Genomic DNA, 16,631 nt, shown 5'->3' with positions numbered 1-16,631 from the left:
AAGAGCGCGTGGCCGAACCCCTCGGAATATGCACCCCAGCGGAGAACAGCAGTGACACACAGCGTAGTTCGCCGGATCCCTACCGTTAAGAGGCGGTGTTCCCTATGGCGGGATTGTGGTGTGTTCGGGGCGGGGGCGGGGCCCTGTCGTGCTCCCGCCGTGTGGCTGTGCGCCCGCCCGTGCGCTCTCGTCCGGCCATGGCGCGAGCGCTTCGATGAGTCCTGCGTGGGTCGGCCCGCTGGCACAGGGATCCAGTGGGCTGGGGGAGACCGCCGCCTCAATCCCCGCGGGCGGCGGACCGGTCCGGGAGGCGAATCAGCGCCTCCCGGACTGTGCGTGCGGCTGAACGCCCGGACTGGGGTTCGGTTCTGTGGTGTTCGGAGAATGGCCGAATGCCGCCCTTCGATCGGGTGGCTCCGGCGGTCACCGGGGTGCGGCGGAGCGGCCCGACGACCGTCGGCAAATGGCCAATGCCAGGGGCGTGTTCACTTTTTGCGCACGCGACCCGGAGAGCTTCCTCAGCGCCGTTGTCGTGGCAGCATGTCCTCTCGGGTGTCCTAGGGTTGTCCACAGGCTGTGGAGGCGCGATGCGGTGGCTGGTCGGGTGGAGCAGTGTCGCCGCAAGATTCGGCACGGCAGGCTCCGTCGGGACCGGCGCATCCGGCCCCGGCGACGACAGCCTCACCGTCCATCCCGTCGGCGCGCAGTTGCTGTGGGGCGACCCCGATCCACTGTGGGCGGTCGGCGACTGGCGGCCCGACGAAGTGCGCGTCGTCAGCGTCGACAGCTTCACCCGCCTTGCGGTACTGGGCTGTTGCGCCGCCAGCGACGAGGAACTGCGGGTCGGGCTCTTCGCGGCACGCGGCGGGGCACTGCGCCATCTGACCGCCTGGGCCGGAAGCTACACGGCCGTCGTCCAGGTCGGCCGGCGTATCACCGTCGCCGGTGACCTGGCAGGAGCGCGGCCCGTCTTCTACACGCCCTGGGCGAACGGCACGGCCTACGCCACCGCCGCCCTGCCGCTCGCCGACCTGATAGAGGCCCAGCTGGACATCGGGTACCTCGCCGCGCTCCTCGCCTGCCCCGAGACCCCGGAGGCACTGGGGGACTCCACCCCGTACGCGGGCGTCAAACGCATCCCGCCCGGGCACGCGCTGATCCTGCGCGAGGGCTCGCGCGAGATCACCGGGTACGAACCGGTCGCCTCGCTCGCCGTGGCCGCCCCCCAGCTCGAGGCGGACCGCGCGGTGGACGCGATGCGCGACGCCCTCGTCGATGCCGTACGCGCAAGACTCACCGCGCCCCGGCACGCGCCGGAGACACTGCCGCCCGACCCCGGCCCCGTGCCGGGGATGGGTCCGGCGGAACGGCGTGCGGCACGGGGCGCACCCGCACCCGGTATAGGAGCGGACCTCTCCGGAGGCAGCGCCTCCGGGACACTCGCGCTGCTCGCCGCAGGGCTCCCGGGAGTGCCGGGGACGATACTCGGCCATGGCACGGGGGCGGGGGAGCGGCTGCTGGCCGTCACCTTCAACGACCTGACCGCGGGCGAGGGGCGGGCGGCCGAGCTCGAGCGGGCCCGGGCGATAGCGGAGAACCCGCGCCTGCACCATGTCGTCGTGGCGGCCGGGGAAGAGGCCCTGCCGTACGCGGACCTGGAGTCCGGACCCCTCACGGACGAGCCGGGCCCCTCCCTCGTGGCGGCCGAACGCCATCGCCGCCGCCTGTCCGCGGGCAGCGCCGACCATTTCACGGGGGGCGGCGCCAGACAGGTCCTGGACGCGCACCCGGCCCGGCTCGCCGATCTGCTGATGGACCGCAGGCGACGACCGCTGCTACGGCCCGTTTCGGCGCTGGCACGGGCCCAGGGAACGTCGGCGGGGTCGCTGCTCGTCCCGCTGACGGTCTACCGGGCGGCGCGGCGGCTTGCCCGCACGCCGTACCGGACCGGACTCGAATCGGCGGCGGCGCGGCTGCCGGAGGCGAATCGCAGCGTCGTCCCGGTCAACGGGCCGCTGGGAGCCTCCCTGGCGGCACTCGCCTGGTCCAGACCCGGCCCCGCCGCGCGGTGGCTCACGGGTGAGGCACTCGCAGAAGTATCGGTTCGGCTGCAACAGGCCGCGATCCGTGCCACATCGGTGCAGCGGCCGGGCGAGGCGCGGGCACGGGCTGCGCTGGCACACCACGCGGCGGACCACCGGGTGCTGGAACAGGCCGCGGAGGTACGCAGCCAGCGGCTGCACGCGCCCTTTCTCGACAACCAGGTCGTAAGGGCCGCACGCGGCCTGCCCGAGGCGCTCCGGGTCCAGCCGGGCGCCCGAGCCACAGTGCTGCGGACGGTCCTCGCCGGGGCGGGCATCCACGATCTGCCGTCCGGCTGGGGCGCGACGTCCCAGGCGGCCGCGACGGCGGCGACCCGGGCGGGCCTGCGGCTCGCGCTGCCCGAACTGCTGGCCCTGTTCGACACTCCTCTCCTCGCGGACGCGGGCCTCGTCGAGGCGCGGGTGGTCCGCAAGGCCCTGCGGGCGGCGTCGGAGGGCGAGCCTGTGCCGCTGGACGGCCTGGCCGAGCTGGTCTCCACCGAGCTGTGGCTCCGACGCCTGCTGGCGCGGCGAGGCACCTGCTGGACGGGTACGGCGGCCCCACGGCGCAGGGCGGTCGCGGCGGGGGTCCCACGGCGACCGACGCTGCAGGCATAGCACTGCCGGCGGTTCGGGGTGCGGGTACCCGCGGTGCGGGTACGTGCGGGGTGCGTGTGTGGTGCGGGTACTTGCGGTGTGGTGCGGGGTGCGTGTGCGGTGCGGGTGTGGCCGGTACCGGGGCGGGGCCCGGCACCGGGAAGCCGCCGTGCACGGGCCGGGCAGGGCCTGACACGGCGTCCGGTGCGCCCGGAAAGCGTTGGGCTTCCGCGGAGGCCGCCGCGACAATGGCGCCGTGCGGTATCTCATCCTCGGTGTCACCGAAGCTCGCGACGATCGCGGTCGCGTCCTCCCCGTCGGAGGCCCGAGACTGCGGGCCGTGCTCGCTGCGCTGGCGTACCGGGGCGGGCGGGCGGTGTCCGTCGGGGAGCTGGTGGACGAGGTGTGGGACGGGGAACCGCCGTACGACGCCCCGGCTGCGCTGCAGGCACTCGTCGGGCGGCTCAGGCGTGTCCTGGGCAAGGACGCCGTCGAGTCCACCCCGGGCGGGTACAGGCTCGACGCTGCTCCGGACGACGTCGACCTGTACGTCTTCGAACGGCTCGTCCGCACCGGCACCGACCAGCTCGACGCGGGCGATCCCGGCATCGCCGCCACCACGTTCCGCGAGGCCCTCGCCCTGTGGCGCGGGCCCGCGCTCGTGGACCTGCCGGACGGGGACAGGGCCGCACGCCCCGAGGGCCGGCGTCTTGCCGCCGTGCGGCACCGTATCGAGGCCGACCTTCGGCGCGGGGCCACCGGCGTCCTCGTGCCCGAGCTCGAGGAGCTCACCGCGGCCCATCCGTACGACGAAGCCTTCCGCGCCCAGCTGCTGCGTGCTCTGCGCGCGGAGGGCCGCCATGCCGATGCCCTCGCCGCGTACGAGGACGCCCGCCGTACTCTCGCCGACGGACTGGGGACGGAACCGGGCCCGGAACTGGTCGCCCTCTACGGGCAGTTGCTCCATGCGCCGGGGGTGCCGGGAGCACCGGTGATACCAGGGGTGCCGTCCGTACCGGGGACGGCTTCCGTACCCGGGGCGGCTTCCGTACCGGGGGCGGCTTCCGCGCCGGGGAAGTCCGCCGCACCGGACGTCACGTCGGCGCTTCAGGAAACGCCCCCGCCACCGGAGGCGCGGCCCGAAGGCAATCTCCGCCCCCGTCTCACCTCCTTCGTCGGCCGGGAGTCCGAACTCCATGCGATCCGCAGCGATCTGTCCCGGTCACGGCTCGTCACCCTCATCGGTCCCGGCGGCGCCGGCAAGACCCGTCTCGCCGAGGAAGCCGCTGCCCTGGCACCGCCCGGTACGGGCAGCGGACCTGGCACCGCGCGAACGCCCGCCTGGCTGGCCGAGCTCGCCCCGATCGACAACCCCGCCGCCGTACCGGGAGCTGTGCTCTCCGCACTGGGCCTGCGCGAGACCAACCTGATCACACGGGAGGGCCAGCCGCTGCACGACAACCCGACGGCCCGGCTCGTCGAGCACCTCGCGCACCGCAGCCTGCTGCTCGTCCTCGACAACTGCGAGCACGTCATCGACGCGGCCGCCGGGCTCGCCGAGACCCTGCTCACCCACTGCCCCCGGCTGCGTATCCTCGCGACGAGCCGCGAGCCCCTCGGGGTACCCGGCGAATCCGTACGCCCCGTGGACCCCCTGTCGTACGAGTCGGCCCTGCGGCTGCTCGCGGACCGGGGTTCCGCGGCGAGCCCCGGTTTCCGTGTGGAGACCGACCGTGCCGCCGCCGCCGAGATCTGCCGCCGTCTCGACGGCCTGCCGCTCGCCATCGAACTGGCCGCGGCACGGCTGCGTCTGCTCACCCCCCGACAGATCGCCGACCGGCTCGACGACCGCTTCCGGCTGCTGACCAGCGGCAGCCGGACCGTCATGCCCCGTCAGCAGACCCTGCGCGCAGTGGTCGACTGGTCCTGGGACCTCCTCGACGAGGCCGAGCGATCGCTGCTGCGCCAGGTCTCCGTCTTCGCGGGCGGCTGGGACCTGACGGCCGCCGAGGAGGTCACCCGAACTCCGGACGCCGCAGCCCTGCTCGGTGCCCTCGTCGACAAGTCCCTGGTCACGGCCGGTCCGGACGGTACGGGCGAGATGCGTTTCCGGCTTCTGGAGACCATCCACGAGTACGCCGCCGAACGGGCTGCCGAGACGCCGGAACTCCTCGAAGCGGCAGAGCGCGCCCACACCGCCCATTTCACGGCCTTCGTCGAGCGGGCCGAGCCGGAGCTCCGGTCCGCCGGACAGCTCCCCTGGATCCGCCGTCTGGAGAACGAACTCGGCAACATCAGTGCCACCCTTCACCGCGTCACCGCCCACGACGGGGACGAGTCGTATGCCGTCCGCCTCGTCCTGGCGATGGGCTGGTTCTGGTGGCTGCGGAACTACCGCCCCGAGGGTCTCGCCTGGGTCACCCGGACGATCGCTCTCGCACCCGATCCGGCCGACGACCCTGAGGATCCCCGCTACTGGCCTCGTGTCCAGCTGCGCATGCTGAAGCTCTTCCTCGCCTTTGAGAACCGGACGTCCGACGACATCGACGAGGGCGCGGACACTCGGGTCGCACAGCACCGGCTGTGCGACGCCCTCAGCGGCGGTGGTCCGGTGGCCGCCCGCTTCCCCGGGCTGATGTGGCCGTTCACCAGCTATCTCACCGATGGCGCCGAGGGCGTGCTGGCGCGCCTCGACCGGGCCGTGGACAACTGCCGTGCCCACGGAGGTGACTGGGAGACCGCCGTCACCCTGATGTTCCGTACCCATCTGGCCATCGACCACGTGGGCGGTGTCGCCGCGGTCGAGGGAGATCTTGCCGAGTTGCAGGAGATCAGCCGTAGGGCCGGGGACCGCTGGATCCGCGCCCAGGTGGCGAGCGCCGTCGCCGAGGCCTGCATGATGCGCGGCCGGTACGAGGACGCGCACGCCGCCTTTGTCGAGGCGCTCGGACTCGCACGCGAGGTCGGCGCGCATGCCGAGGCCCCGTTCCTGCTGGCCAGGCTCGCCGAACTGGACTACCGGCGGGGTGATGCGGATGCGGCCGAGAAGGGGCTTGGCGAGGCAACGGCCGAGGCCGACCACCACAATGCCCGGGACGCCCTGGGATACGTCGCCTTCATGTGCTCGGTGATAGCCCTGGATCGTGGCGAGATCGGCCGGGCCAGGGAGTTCGCCGAGGAGGCGCGGCAGGCCTGTGCCCAGGGTTCGCCGCCTCCGCAGTTCAAGGCGGTCCTCGACGGTCTCGACGCGCGGATCGCCGTGCACGAGCGGACGGGTGGTGCCGTCGCCGGGGTCCGCGGGCTCGCGGTGGCGCTTCGTACCGCCCGGGACACCCGCTGCTCGGAAATCGTCGCAGCCCATCTCGCCGAGGGCGCCGCATCCGTGCTGCCGCTGCTCGGTGAGGACCGGCTCGCCGTGCGGGTCGTCGCTGCCGCAGATTCCTGGCGGAACGGTCTGCCGCGGTCGGTTCCGGAGCGTCGGTTGACCGACGGCGTCGAGATCCGGGCCCGCGCGAAGCTCGGCGATGAGCGGTACGAGGCCGAGTGTGCCGTTGGCGCCGGGCTCAGCCTCGCCCAGGTCCTGAAGACCCTGGAAGCGGTGGTGCCCGGCGGCGGCTGAACGGCGCCCGGCTTGGAGGGGCGAGGCATCGGCTTCCGGTCCGTTCCCGCCTTCCGGTCCGTTCCCGGTGTAGGTGTAGGTGTAGGTGTAGGTGTAGGTGTAGGTGTAGGTGTAGGTGTAGGTGTAGGTGTAGGTGTAGGTGTAGGTGTAGGTGTAGGTGTCGGTGTCGGCCCACCGGACCGCGGCGGACGGTGCGGGCTCGGGTGCCGGTGGAGCGTTGCCGGGTCAGCCGGCCCGTTCCCGGCATGGCGGAACCGCGGGACCGTGACCGATGGTCCGGGCTCAGGCGCAGCTGATCCGGGCGTGTGCCCAGTCCGCGAGCGCCGCCGAGCCGAGTGGGCCGTGCGGTTGCACCCCCAGCCGGATCGTCCTCCGCCCGGAGATGCCGATGCTCACCGGTACCGCCGGATCGCCCCGGCGTATCACCGGTGACTGCCACAGCCGCGCGCCGTCCCCGTACACCGTGAAGCGCACCGGTCCTGGTCCCGGTGTGGTGTCGTCGACGCCGACCAGCGCGTCGTACATGACGCAGGGACGGTTCAGGTCGATGGTGATCGACGATCCGGAGTGCACCGAGACTCCGTGCCCGTAGCGAGTGCCGTCGATGGACATGCTCCAGCGCTGCCACAGCCAGCTGCTGCCCCGGAACCGCACCTCGGGTTCGGTGTGGTCGCCGAACGCCTCGTGGTCGAGCTGGTTGACCTGGTAGACCGCCGGAGTCGTCGGTGGCGGCGGCGAGGTCGGCCCCGGTCTGCTCGCGGGGGGCTCAGGCGTGGGCTCCGGCGCAGGTCCTTGACCGGGGGGCGGGGTGGACTGGGGAGTGTGATCAGGGGCGGCCGGCGGCCCGACCGCCGCGGCGGTCGGGCTGTGCGCGGGCGCCGCTGATCCGGACACCGGGTACGAGGGTGGAGTCGGCTGCTCCGGCTGCTGCGAAGGGCCGGACGTCTCCGGCACGAGGGGCTGCGTGCCCGGAGGCTTCGTCCCGGACCTCGGTGGATGCTCCGGAGCGCCCGACAGCGCGAACACGATCCCCGCGGTGGCGGCGAGCGCCGCCGCGGCGGTGAATGCGGCCTTTGCCGGGACTCCGAGGCCTTCCGAGGCCGCTGCGCCTGCGGACGTCCCGGACCCGGAGCCCGCGGCGGCCGGACCGGAGCCGGAAGCGGCTCCCGCTCCCGCCGCGCCCACGGCACCGCCTCCCGTGATTCCCGCAGCCCTGAGCGAGTACCCGGCGGCGAACCAGCCGATGACCGCGACCGGCAGCAGGGCCGGGATCCCGTCGTTGACCTGCTCCAGCTCGCCTGCGGCCAGTCGGCATACAACGCATGCGGCGAGGTGTTTGCGCAGCCCCCGCTCGGCCCGCATCCGCAGGCCGCCCCGTGCGTAAGCCCCGAGCCGGTCGGCGTACCGTGCGCAGTCGCTGCTCGAGGTGAGCGCGGAGCTCACATGGGCCTGCAGATAGGCCTGCTTGAGACCTTCACGGGCGCGGCCTGCCAGCACGGCCGTGGCGTTGGCGGTCAGCCCGAGGAGCGGCGCCACCTCGCTGGGCGACTCGCCCTCGACGGTCGTGTGCCAGAGCACCGTCTGCCAGCGCTCGGGCAGCGAGCGGAAGGCCCGCACGGCCATGGACTGCTCGGCCTCGTGCATCGCCAGGACGTCGGCGCCCGGGTCAAGGGTGCTCTGGCCCGGCATCCCGGCAGATCGGGCTGCCTGGTCGGCGAAGACCGCGAAGTCCTCGACCAGTTGCTCCCGTTTCGACGACTTCGTCCAGACGGCGGCGACCCGGCGCACGGTCGTCAGCAGATAAGCCCGCACCGCCTGTTCGGGCCCGGCGCCGCCCCGCACCGCCTGAAGCATGCGGGCGAACACCTCGGCCGTCAGGTCATCCGCGGTGTGGTCGTCCCGGCAGCAGGCGCGGGCGTACCGTCGCACCGCATCCGAGTGGCGGCGGAACAGCTCCTCGTACGCGCTGTCGTCGCCGTCCCTCATCCGCTGTATCAGGTCGGCATCGGATCGTCGCTGATCAGCAGCGCCGGTGCGGCTTCCGCCGCCACGCTGCGACGGCACAGCCGTACCGGATTCCTTCGTCCGTGCGGGCCTTGCGGCGTGCCTGCCGCGCATGAGGTGCCCGGGACCGCCCTGGCTCGGCACCTGTCGACCAGGCAGTCCGCCGGTATTCGGCCCCGCCGAACCGCCGAGTGGTTCGTCCCGATCGTCACTGCTCATCGAGGAAGCCCCCGTACGCACCCGCTGACCCGAACACCGGCCAAGCGTGGCACAGGGAATTCGTCGTCAGGGCCTGCCTGTAGGGGCATCCACTCGTCCGGGGAGATTTTCCGAGAACGAGCGCGGACGCTGAGCCGTTTGGGGAAAGCTGTGCGGTTGCCTCGGAAGCCGCGCCGCTACGGCCCGCACGGCAGCACCGCAGGGCCCGGCAGCACCGCACGGCATGACGCCACTGCCCGGCAGCCCGGCACGGCACCACCGCACGGTCGCGCGTCACGCCGGGGCAGCCGCACCGAATGCCTTCGCTCCCGGCCGCCGCGCGGCCGCAAGCGACCACGCGGCACCACAGGAACACGGGACCGAGAGAACCGAAGTGCCTCGAAAGCCGTGTGGCATGCAGAAGCCGGGAGGCTCCGGCGGAGCCGTAGGAGCGTCGGCTGTCACAGCGGCCGAGACCGCAGACCCTCCAATGTCACAGCGGCCGGGACCGCAGACCCTCCAGCAGGATGTCCAGCAGCCGGGCCGAAGCAGCTGCCTGCTGCGCCGCGTCCGGCAGTGACGGCGCAGCCGTGGCTATCACCAGCAGCACATCGGCCACGGTGACATCGCTCCGGAGCTCACCCGCCGCCCGTGCCCGATCGACCAGCTGCCCCACGACCTCCAGCAGCTCACCCGCGCCCGCGTCGTCCTGCTCGACCGCCGACGCCTGCCGCGGCGGGACCATCCGCAGGTCGGGCTGAGCGCCGAAGCCGTGCCGCTGCTGCGGAACCCGTACCTCGCCCCGGCCGTCCCGCAGCGCATCCTGTCCGCTGCCGATGACCTCGGGCACGACCGCCGCATCGTCCACACCGACCCGCAGCACGTGCGGCGGCAGCAGTCTGCCCGCGCCCGACGCGACCGACGTCCGCAGGAAGCGCGAGAGCGCCGACCACGGCTCCTCCTCCTGCCCCAGAGCCGTACGCGCCTGGTCCGTGAGCCGGGCGGTCTCCTCCTCGGCTATCCGCCGTACCAGCACGTCCTTGCTCGGGAAGCGGCGGTAGACCGTGCCCACGCCCACCCGTGCCCGACGTGCGACGTCCTCCATCGGCGCGCCGTAACCCAGCTCGCCGAACACCTCGCGCGCGGCCCGCAGAACATGCTCCAGATTGCGCTGCGCGTCCACACGCAGCGGCGTCGAACGCCCGGCAGCTCCGGCCGCTCCGGCCATGGAACCGGCGGCGACCCCGGCTGTCCCCGCCCCCGTCAACGCACGCCCGTTGCTGTCGGACGCGACAGCGGCCTGCCAATGCGAATCCTGAATGTGCATACCCGTTCCCCCGGTAATGAAGTCGTCTCCCCCCGGAGACTCCCCTCCCCTGACAGTCGAGGTGAATGAGACGAGTCACCGCCCCCACACCCCGACGAAGTACGAACATAGTTGAGACGAGGTCAATTCAGAAGGGGCTCTTCCGCACGGTGTGCCCCCCGATCGGAGCAAGGGCCGGAACGTTCCCGATTCCGCCCGCTCCTCCTCCCCCTCTCGCCCACCCTGACCTGCGCACTTCTCCGGACACAAGAACCGGACCGGCGATGCTCGGCCAAAACCTCCGGTCACACAATTTGCCGAGGCTGTGGACAAACTCCTGAGGCCGTTGCGTCATGGGATGGTGAAGGCTGCATACTCCCGGGACACCACCCCCGGCTCCTCGCCGCGCACGCGCATCCTCGTCGTCGGCGGCGGCTACGTGGGGATGTACACCGCGCTCCGCCTCCAGCGGCAGCTCAAGGCGGAGCTGGGGCACGGCGGGGTCGAGATCCTCGTCGTGACGCCAGAGCCGTACATGACCTATCAGCCCTTCCTCCCCGAGGCGGCGGCCGGCTCCATCTCGCCCCGCCACGTGGTGGTCCCGCTCCGCCGCGTCCTGGACAGATGCAAGATCGTCATTGGCGAGGTCAGGTCGGTCGACCACGCCAAGCGCACCGCGACCGTCACCACCCTCGCCACCGATGAGGAGGGCACGGGAGCCATCCGGATCGGCTACGACGAACTGGTCATCGCCCCCGGCTCGGTCTCCCGCACCCTCCCGATCCCCGGTCTCGCGACGTACGCCATCGGCTTCAAGACGGTCGAGGAGGCCATCGGCCTGCGCAACCACGTCCTCGAGCAGATGGACATCGCCTCCTCGACGCGCGAGCCCGCGCTGCGCGACGCGGCCCTCACCTTCGTCGTCGTCGGCGGCGGCTACGCGGGTGTAGAAGCCCTCGGCGAGCTGGAGGACATGGCCCACTATGCGACGCGCTACTACCACAACATCAAGCCGGAGGACCTGAAATGGGTCCTCGTCGAGGCGAGCAACCGCATCCTGCCCGAAGTCGGCGAGAAGATGGGCAAATACGCCATCCGTGAGCTGCGCCGCCGCAATATCGACGTACGGCTGGAGACCCGCCTCGACTCCTGCGAGAACCGGGTCGCCGTCCTCAGCGACGGCACCCGCCTCCCCACCCGCACAGTCGTGTGGACCGCCGGCGTCAAGCCAGCGCCCGTGCTCGCCTCCACCGATCTGCCGCTGAATGAACACGGCCGCCTCACATGCACCGCCCGGCTCACCGTCGAGGGCGTCGAGCACGCCTGGGCAGCCGGTGACGCCGCCGCAGTCCCGGACATCACCGCGGACGAACCGGGCAAGGAGTGCGCACCGAACGCCCAGCACGCCGTCCGCCAGACCAAGGTGCTGGCCGAGAACATCACGGCGTCGCTGCGCGGGCAGCCCCTCAAGGACTATGCCCACGCGTACGCCGGTTCCGTCGCCTCGCTCGGACTGCACAAGGGCGTGGCGCATGTGTACGGCCGTAAGCTCAAGGGGTATCCGGCCTGGCTGATGCACCGGGCGTACCACCTGAGCAGGATGCCCACGTTCAACCGGAAGGCCCGCATCCTGGCCGAATGGACACTGTCCGGCCTCTTCAAACGTGAGATCGTCTCGCTCGGCTCACTGGAGCATCCGCGTGCCGAGTTCGAACTCGCCGCGGGCGCCGTCCCCTCCAAACCGCTCACACGCCGTCACGAGGACCCGCCCACGGGCGGGAGAGGGCGCCGGGAACGCCGACCGGGGGAGGTCCCCGGGAGCGCTCCGGGAACCGGCTCCGTGACGGACTGAGGCTCCCCTGTCAGTGCGGTCGGTCACACTGGACGTGTGACGATAGGCGGACCCGACTCCTGCACAGAGTGACCTGTCCCCGTGCCGCGACCGCGACGACCGGCAAGCAGCAGACCAGGCTTGGCTGTTCGACCCGGGACCGACCCCCGGACCCCGGCCGGCACCCCGGCCACAGCCATCCGAGACGATCAGTAATCAACACACGAGGCTTGAAAATCCGTGAACTTCACGCGTTGGAGCGCCCGGCTCCCCGGTACGCAGCGTCGAGCCGCAGCGCGGACCGACCGCGGATCCGTGCCCGCGGCCCGCGGTGAGTACGACCAGCGACCGGAGCCCCCGTCCGACGCTCCCACCCCGACGGATGCCGACGACGCACCCGCGCTCGAGCAGTTCTCCGTACGGGAGATGCTCGGCCGGCTCCCCGCACTCGTCGCCCTCGTCCACGGTCCCGAGCACCGCATCGCGTACGTCAATGATGCGTACGCCGCGGCTTTCGGCCCCCGCGCGGCAGGTGCCCGCGCAGCCGAGGTCTGCCCCGAACTCGCCGAGCTGGGCCTGCTCCCATTGATGGACCAGGTGTTGCGCAGCGGAAGACCACGCACCGTGAAGTCCCGCCGCGTCCGGGGCGGAGGCTCGTACACGGTCACCTGTCTGCCCGCCGGGGCGCTCGGCCCGAATTCCCGTCGCGAGGGAAGTCGTCACGGAAGCGTTGACGGAGGTACTGACGGAAGCGCCGACGGAAGCACTGACGGAAGTGCTGACGGCACCCTCGAAAGTGGTCACGGCTCCCTTGCCGCCGGCTCCCACGGCAGTGGCGTCCTCGTCTTCGCCGCCGATGTCACCGACCACGCCGAGGCCGCCGAGCGCCTGCGTGCGAGCGAGCGGCGCCATCGTGAAACCGCCGTCACTCTCCAGCGCTCCCTGCTCCCGCAGGAGCTGGAGCAGCCCGACGACCTGCGGATCGCCGCCGAGTACCGCCCCGGGGGAACGGACGCCGCGGTCGGCGGGGACTGGTACGACGTCATCACCCTCGGCGCCGGCCGCACCGCCCTCGTGATCGGCGACGTCATGGGCCGCGGGGTGCGCGCCGCAGCCGTCATGGGTCAGCTCCGCACGGCCGTCCGTGCGTACGCCCGCCTCGACCTGCCCCCGCACGAAGTGCTGCAGCTGCTCGACGGCCTTGCTTCCGAGATCGACGCCAACCAGATCGCCACGTGTGTGTACGCGGTGCACGACCCCAACGAGGGTCGGCTCGTCTACGCCTCGGCCGGCCATCTGCCGATCCTTGTGCGCGACGCGGACGGCGCGGTCCACCGAGCCGAGGAACCCACAGGGCCGCCGCTCGGCACGGGGGGCTGGCTCCACACGTCCGGAACCGTTCCGCTCCAGCCCGGATCCGTCGCCGTCCTCTACACGGACGGTCTCGTCGAGCGGCGCGGCGAGGACATCGACGAAGGGGTCGCGGCCCTGGAACGGGCGCTGGCGGGAGCGACCGGCACACCCCAGGTGGTGTGCGACAGGCTGATCCGCTCCCTGGGCGTGACCGCGGAGCACGATGACGATGTCGCGGTCCTGGTCCTCCAGCATCCCGCCCGCACCGGAACGGACGCGGAGCTGTTCCACAACGCAGCTCTGGAGCTGCTCGGCGGGGTCGAAGCCGCGCCCCACGCGCGTGCCTTCGCCTCCGGCGTGCTGGCTTCCTGGCGCTTCCCGAACGAACTGCGCGATCTCGGCGTGCTCGCCGCGAGCGAACTCGTCGCGAACTCCCTCCAGCACGGCACGCCGCCCATGCGTCTGCGGCTCCGCCGTACCGACCGCCGCCTGATCGTCGAGGTGACGGACGGGGACGACCATCTGCCGCGCCGCCGCCGCGCTGAAACGGAGGACGAGGCGGGCCGCGGAATCTCCATCGTCGCGACGATCGCCTCGTCCTGGGGCAGCCGCCGCACCCCGGGCGGCGGCAAAGCGGTGTGGTGCGAGTTCGCGCTGCCCGACTAGGTGTATTGGTCACGAGCGTTGTTGACGCCTCGTGGGCTTCTGCATACGGACCGGCCCGAGCTTCGGGTCGGGTACCTCGGTGACGGTGTCGAGCGCGCGGTACTGCGGATCATCCATGCTCATGGCGAAGACCTCCGGTGCGGTGTCCGGGCTCCACACCACGCACGGAGGTCTTCGTGTCCCACCGCAGTGCCCGGCCGACCGTTCATGGCAGGTCCTGTCCGGGCGATCTTCTCGGGCCGCGACCACAGCCACGGCACTCCGACCACGCAGCGTGGGCGTACCCCCCCAGCGGTAGCGGTGGAAGCCGTGCAGGGCGTCGGGAGCCGGTGAACGCGGTGAACCCTTCAGGTCACCGCACCGGCTCGTCCCCTTCGGGGATCGCCGGCCGAAGCAGGCCGTGAACTTCCCGGCAGAACTGCGGGACAGCCCTCAGGCTGCGGCTTCGACCGTGTCCTGCTTCGGCCGGTGCTGGGCCACGATGCGCGATCTCGATACGAGCGCGGGCTGGTCCTGCACCGGCGTGAGCCGCTTCCCCAGCCGCAGGGCGAGCGCGGTGATACCGAGTGAGAAGAGCACGAACGTCACGATGTAAGGACCGTGCAGCGCAGCGCCCATCGGCCCACCCACGGCGGGTCCGACCGCCAGCGCCAGCTGCTTGACCAGAGCGAAGGCCGAGTTGTACTGCCCGACCATCGACGGCGGCGCCAGATCGGCGACCAGCGGCGCCACGGTCGGCGACAGCATCGACTCGCCGAGTCCGAAGAGGGCGTACGTCGAGATGAAGGCCGCCGTCGCCATGGCCTGGCTGCCGTGGCCGAGCCCTGCGTACCCGGCGAGGAGCCATGCGACGGCCCAGATCAGCCCGACCGCGGCGATCACCCGCGTGCGCCGCCGTCGCTCGACGAACCTCAGTACGAGGAACTGCGCGATCACGATGACGGCGGTGTTCGCGGCCAGGGCGTAGCCGAGCGTTGCCGGATCGATCCCGGCGGCCTCGGTGCCGTACGCCGCGAGCCCCGACTCGAACTGTCCGTAGCAGGCGAAGAAGAGGACGAACCCCAGCACGGAAAGCTGGACCATGGCCCTGTGCCCGAGCAGTGCCCGCATCCCGCCCCTGGCCTTGGCCTCGGTGTTCTGCGGCATCGCGTCGGTGATCGCCGGGCCGGTGGGCATCCGTACGGTCGCGGCGATCCCCGCCAGCACCACGAACATCGCGGCTTCGATACCGAAGAGCAGGAGGAAGCTGCCGGGGCGGCTCACCTCGACGAGCTGCCCGCCGATCAGTCCGCCTATGCCGAGTCCCAGGTTCTGCAGGAAGAACTGCGTCGCGAACGCCCTGGTACGGGTCGCGGGGCTCGAGCACCACACGATCATCGTGGCCAGCGCCGGCTGCATCACGGCGGTGCCGGCACCCAGGAGTGCTGCGGACAGGACGGCCGCCACCACGCTGCCGGCCAGACCCATGCTCAGAGCACCGGCGGAGGCCAGGACTGCAGCCACGACGAGCACGGGCAGCGGGCCACGGCGGTCGATGGCCCGCCCGGTGAAGGGAAGAACGACGAGCGCGGCCATGGCGAAGACCGCGAGCACGGCGCCTGCCGTTCCGGCGCCCAGGTCCCGCACCTCCGCCACATACACATAGAGATACGGAACGGTGAACCCGAGCCCGAACGCGCTCAGCACGTTCCCTGCCTGGATCCGGCGCATCGCAGCGCCCATCGCCTTGGTCACACTCACCTGCCTCGGTCGCTCAGTCCTGGAGGACTGATGTTTGAAGACTTCGAAACTAAAGTTAGGGGTTGAACAATACACATCGAAGGACTTAGAAGCGAACCGGATACATGCGATAGTGAGGCGCATGTCCGACACCCCCGATCAGCCGGGTCCCGCGCCGTCGGCGCAGCCGCCGCAGTCGCCCCAGGGCGGCGCGGCCTCGCAGGAGCCGAGCCTCGACGAGCAGATCGCCGCGTACCAGCGCGAATTCCGAGACCTCGACCCCCAGGTCGAGAAGGTCGTCTCCGCCCTCGGCCGGCTCAACCGGCGGATGAATGTCGCGTACGGCCGTCAGGTCGCCGCACTCGGCATCAGCAACGCCGAGTGGGAGGTCCTCAAGACCCTGGTCCTCTCAGGCGCCCCCTACCGCCTCGGCCCCGGGGAGCTCGCCAAGCGCCTCGGCCTCACCCCGGCCGCCATGACCCACCGCATCGACCGGATGGCGAGCGACGGCCTCGTCACCCGTGACCGGGACGAGAACAACCGGGTGCGCGTCATCGTCGAGCTGACGGACGAGGGCCGTGCGAAGTGGCTGGAGGCGATGCGGATGGCCACTGCCTTCGAGGAGGACCTTCTCCAGGACTTGTCGAGCGAGGAGCGGGGCGTGCTGGGCGAGGTGCTCATCCGGGTACTGCGCCGCGTGGAGCACACCCAGCCGGACGCCGGCGGCCGGCTCACCGACCTGGACTAGCCCCTGTCGGGACGACCGCGAGCTGTCGGGAAGATGGACGGAGGGGTGGGTTGACACGACCCTCCTCGACCCGTAAAGTTCTTCGAGTTGTCACGGAGCCGGAACGGTTCCTCGACAACCAATCCCAGCCGCTGATGCGGCAACCAACTCGGCACGATCATCCCTATCGGGGTGAATTTCGGCATGCCGAAATTCATTTCGAAGGCTCGATTATGAGCCGCCTGGGAAATCCGCTAGAGTTTGAAACGTCGGAACGGCCGCGAGGCCCGAAAGACAACCCCCTCTGACTGGGAATCAGGACCGAAAGGATCTGATAGAGTCGGAACCGCCGGAAAGGGAATTCGCGAAAGCGGAGGAACTGCCTGGCAAACCCGCTCCAGCGGGTGGCAGAAACGGAAAACGGATCTGCTAAGCTGGAAACAACGAAGGGAAGCGCCCGGAGGAAAGCCGCAGAGAATGTTCTGTGGGTGAGTACAAAGGAAGCGTCCGTTCCTTGAGAACTCAACAGC

At 71.4% G+C, this 16,631-nt stretch carries 8 protein-coding genes; 5 read left to right on the top strand and 3 right to left on the bottom strand.

Translation table 11 applies throughout. The features are described from left to right. Positions 1-587: 587 nt before the first annotated feature. Both AC068D_RS07570 and AC068D_RS07565 read left to right on the top strand, forming a co-directional pair. On the top strand, positions 588-2,699 hold the full coding sequence (locus AC068D_RS07570) for an asparagine synthase-related protein (protein ID WP_478822046.1): 2,112 nt from the start codon (positions 588-590) through the stop codon (positions 2,697-2,699). A gap of 235 nt (positions 2,700-2,934) precedes the next feature. Beyond that, the gene (locus AC068D_RS07565; RefSeq protein ID WP_478822045.1) at positions 2,935-6,297 is read left to right on the top strand and encodes an AfsR/SARP family transcriptional regulator; all 3,363 of its coding nucleotides are present in this window, start codon (positions 2,935-2,937) and stop codon (positions 6,295-6,297) included. Positions 6,298-6,579: 282 nt separating this feature from the next. Here AC068D_RS07565 and AC068D_RS07560 read toward each other — a convergent pair whose 3' ends face one another. Together AC068D_RS07560 and AC068D_RS07555 are read right to left on the bottom strand one after the other, a co-directional pair. Continuing rightward, positions 6,580-8,520, bottom strand: a complete 1,941-nt coding sequence (locus AC068D_RS07560; protein ID WP_478822044.1) for a sigma-70 family RNA polymerase sigma factor — start codon at positions 8,518-8,520, stop codon at positions 6,580-6,582. A 472-nt stretch (positions 8,521-8,992) separates the two neighbouring features. Further along, complete coding sequence (locus tag AC068D_RS07555) at positions 8,993-9,826, bottom strand: TetR/AcrR family transcriptional regulator (protein WP_478822043.1); 834 nt, start codon at positions 9,824-9,826, stop codon at positions 8,993-8,995. Between the two features lie 337 nt (positions 9,827-10,163). Here AC068D_RS07555 and AC068D_RS07550 point away from each other — a divergent pair, with 337 nt between their 5' ends. Further along, positions 10,164-11,657: an NAD(P)/FAD-dependent oxidoreductase gene (locus AC068D_RS07550; protein WP_478822042.1), complete on the top strand. Its 1,494-nt coding sequence runs from the start codon at positions 10,164-10,166 to the stop codon at positions 11,655-11,657. Between the two features lie 219 nt (positions 11,658-11,876). Continuing rightward, complete coding sequence (locus tag AC068D_RS07545; protein ID WP_478822041.1) at positions 11,877-13,655, top strand: ATP-binding SpoIIE family protein phosphatase; 1,779 nt, start codon at positions 11,877-11,879, stop codon at positions 13,653-13,655. Positions 13,656-14,087: 432 nt separating this feature from the next. Here AC068D_RS07545 and AC068D_RS07540 read toward each other — a convergent pair whose 3' ends face one another. Then, entirely contained in the window at positions 14,088-15,389 is a 1,302-nt protein-coding gene (locus tag AC068D_RS07540; RefSeq protein ID WP_478822591.1) for an MFS transporter, read from the bottom strand. 127 nt (positions 15,390-15,516) lie between these two features. On the opposite strand from AC068D_RS07540, the gene AC068D_RS07535 reads away from it, so the two are divergent. Further along, complete coding sequence (locus AC068D_RS07535; protein WP_478822040.1) at positions 15,517-16,122, top strand: MarR family winged helix-turn-helix transcriptional regulator; 606 nt, start codon at positions 15,517-15,519, stop codon at positions 16,120-16,122. Positions 16,123-16,631: the final 509 nt, after the last annotated feature.

It is taken from the genome of Streptomyces sp. NPDC043861 (assembly GCF_056435905.1).
Note: the sequence above shows the minus strand (reverse complement) of the source record. Positions and strands in the feature narration are given on the sequence as shown.

Bases quoted from the DNA above. Each gene is read 5' to 3' on its own strand.
- AC068D_RS07560 (WP_478822044.1), bottom strand. From the start codon at position 8,520: ATGAGCAGTGACGATCGGGACGAACCACTCGGCGGTTCGGCGGGGCCG.
- AC068D_RS07570 (WP_478822046.1), top strand. From the start codon at position 588: ATGCGGTGGCTGGTCGGGTGGAGCAGTGTCGCCGCAAGATTCGGCACG.
- AC068D_RS07535 (WP_478822040.1), top strand. From the start codon at position 15,517: ATGTCCGACACCCCCGATCAGCCGGGTCCCGCGCCGTCGGCGCAGCCG.
- AC068D_RS07555 (WP_478822043.1), bottom strand. From the start codon at position 9,826: ATGCACATTCAGGATTCGCATTGGCAGGCCGCTGTCGCGTCCGACAGC.
- AC068D_RS07550 (WP_478822042.1), top strand. From the start codon at position 10,164: ATGGTGAAGGCTGCATACTCCCGGGACACCACCCCCGGCTCCTCGCCG.